The organism is Candidatus Cloacimonas sp., assembly GCA_039680785.1.
Lineage (GTDB): Bacteria > Cloacimonadota > Cloacimonadia > Cloacimonadales > Cloacimonadaceae > Cloacimonas.
The window spans coordinates 1-2,155 of record JBDKSF010000030.1; the positions used below are offsets into that span (position 1 = coordinate 1).

General features: G+C 38.9%; 3 protein-coding genes. All 3 read left to right on the forward strand.

Annotated elements, in window-relative coordinates:
- Positions 1-923: replicative DNA helicase (dnaB, locus tag ABFC98_01770; GenBank protein MEN6444755.1), on the forward strand; the 923-nt coding region annotated here is incomplete at its 5' end.
- The gene (locus ABFC98_01775) at positions 913-1,662 is read left to right on the forward strand and encodes an ABC transporter permease (protein ID MEN6444756.1); all 750 of its coding nucleotides are present in this window, start codon (positions 913-915) and stop codon (positions 1,660-1,662) included. The genes dnaB and ABFC98_01775, both read left to right, overlap by 11 nt.
- Positions 1,663-2,155 (forward strand): thiamine ABC transporter substrate-binding protein (locus ABFC98_01780; protein MEN6444757.1); only part of this gene is annotated, 493 nt, incomplete at its 3' end.

Below are 2,155 nucleotides of genomic sequence, written 5' to 3' on the forward strand. Positions count from 1 at the left end.
CAGAACAGGCAATTTTTGCCATAGCAGAATTACCCAGCCATCAAGGTTTTGTCCGTTTTGAGCAAATCAGCCAAGAAGTTTTGGATAATATAGATAAAATTGCCTCTACTAAAAGTCCAGTAACGGGAGTCGGTAGTGGTTTTGTAGATTTAGACGCATTTACAGGTGGTTTCAGACCCGGGCAATTTATTATTATAGCGGCGCGTCCCGCGATGGGAAAGTCCTCTTTGGCTTTAAATATTGCAGCTCATGCAGCCGTAAACTTAAATAAAAAAGTTGCCGTTTTTTCAATGGAAATGGCAGCGGACGAAGTTGTTATGCGAATGTTCAGTTCTGCCTCTGAAGTTAAAATGGATGGTATGCTGAGAGGATATGGAATGAATAATGACAAGCTTGTGCGTATTATGCAAGCATCCGAAGTCCTCTCTGCCAAACATATATATATAGACGATTCTGGAACAAACACTCCTTTGGATATTAGAGCCAAAACCAGACGCCTGGCAGCTGAACTGGGAAGTTTGGATCTTATTATCATAGATTATTTGCAATTAATGTCCTTAGCAAGGGAAAAGGATAACCGGCAACAGGAAATTTCTGAGATCTCACGCGCCTTAAAAATTTTAGCAAAAGATATGAAAATCCCTGTGATCGCTCTTTCCCAACTGAATCGCGCTGCTGAGAACAGAGATAATAAAAGACCCAAACTGGCAGACCTGCGTGAATCAGGAGCCATTGAACAAGATGCAGATGTAGTAATGTTTATTTACCGAGACGAATATTACTTTGCCGAAACCACTAATAAACCTGGTATTGCGGAAGTTATCATAGCAAAAAATAGACACGGTCCAACCGGAAGTGTCGAATTGGGATTTGATCAGGAATTCACTCTTTTCCGCCCGCTTGATACTAAATATGATCAGTAATATTTTTGCCGGTATAGGTGAATATACAATCTTCGTGGGTAAGTGTTTAGGCAAGATTCCTTCTCTTTATAAACGCTATCAGGAGTTTTTGATCCAGTTCAAACGAATAGGTTTTGATTCCCTTTTCCTGATTTTGTTAACCGCCGCCTTTACAGGGTTGGTAACTGCTTTACAGGCAGTGTATCAATCCAAAGGTTATGTTCCGGTAAATCTGTTAAGTGTTCTTATCGGTAAGTCCACAATGATTGAATTAGCACCTGTTTTGACGGCTTTAGTCCTAACCGGAAAAGTGGGTGCATCACTTGCTGCTGAAATTGGCACAATGAGAGTGAGCGAACAAATTGACGCTTTGGAAAGTATGAATATAGACCCTTACGAGTTTCTTTATATGCCAAGAATTGTAGCAGGTGTTTTAGCATTTCCTTTAGTGACTGTGTTTGCCAACGCAGTGGGAATAGTATGTGCTTGGTATTTTTCTTGGTTGCGCTATGGAATTCACTATTACACTTTTTTTAATAATATGCGTAGTTACTTTACTGCTTCTGATTTGTGGGGTGGTTTAGCCAAGTCCATTGTCTTCGGATTTATCATCACAACTTTTGCCTGTTATCATGGAGACCGTTGTTTTGGAGGGGCGGAAGGAGTTGGCAAGGCAACAACTCAAACTGTGGTATATTCTTCCGTCTTTATTTTGGTTATGGATTTTATCGTTGCCTGGTTTCTATTCGGAGCATACTAAATGAAGCTTAAAATATTCTGTATTGTGTTCATAGTTATGTCATTATTTTCCTGTAGCAAGGAAGGTGATAAACAAGCAAATAAGAATTATAAACATAAACTGATTCTATATGCCACCGAAGAATTTCGTAAATCTGGTTTTGAACACTCAATTGTCCCAGATTTTCAAAACAAGCATAATTGCAAACTGGAAGTTGTCCTTTTTCCTAATACAGCGGAACTTTGTAATGCCGTGAAAGATAAGAAAAACTATGGTAAATACGATCTTGCTATCGGAATTGACAACAGCTTTGCCGTTTCAGAAACTCTTGCTGCCTATTTTGTTCCTCCGGAATCTTTTAATGAAGATAGTTTAATTAAAGAAACAATGTTTGATCCCTCTTTGCGTCTAATTCCTTTTGCCTACAGCAATCTCTCACTGGTTTATAATGTCTCTTTAATAAAAAATCCTCCTCAATCGTTTGGTGAATTGCAAGACGCCAAATATTTAGCTC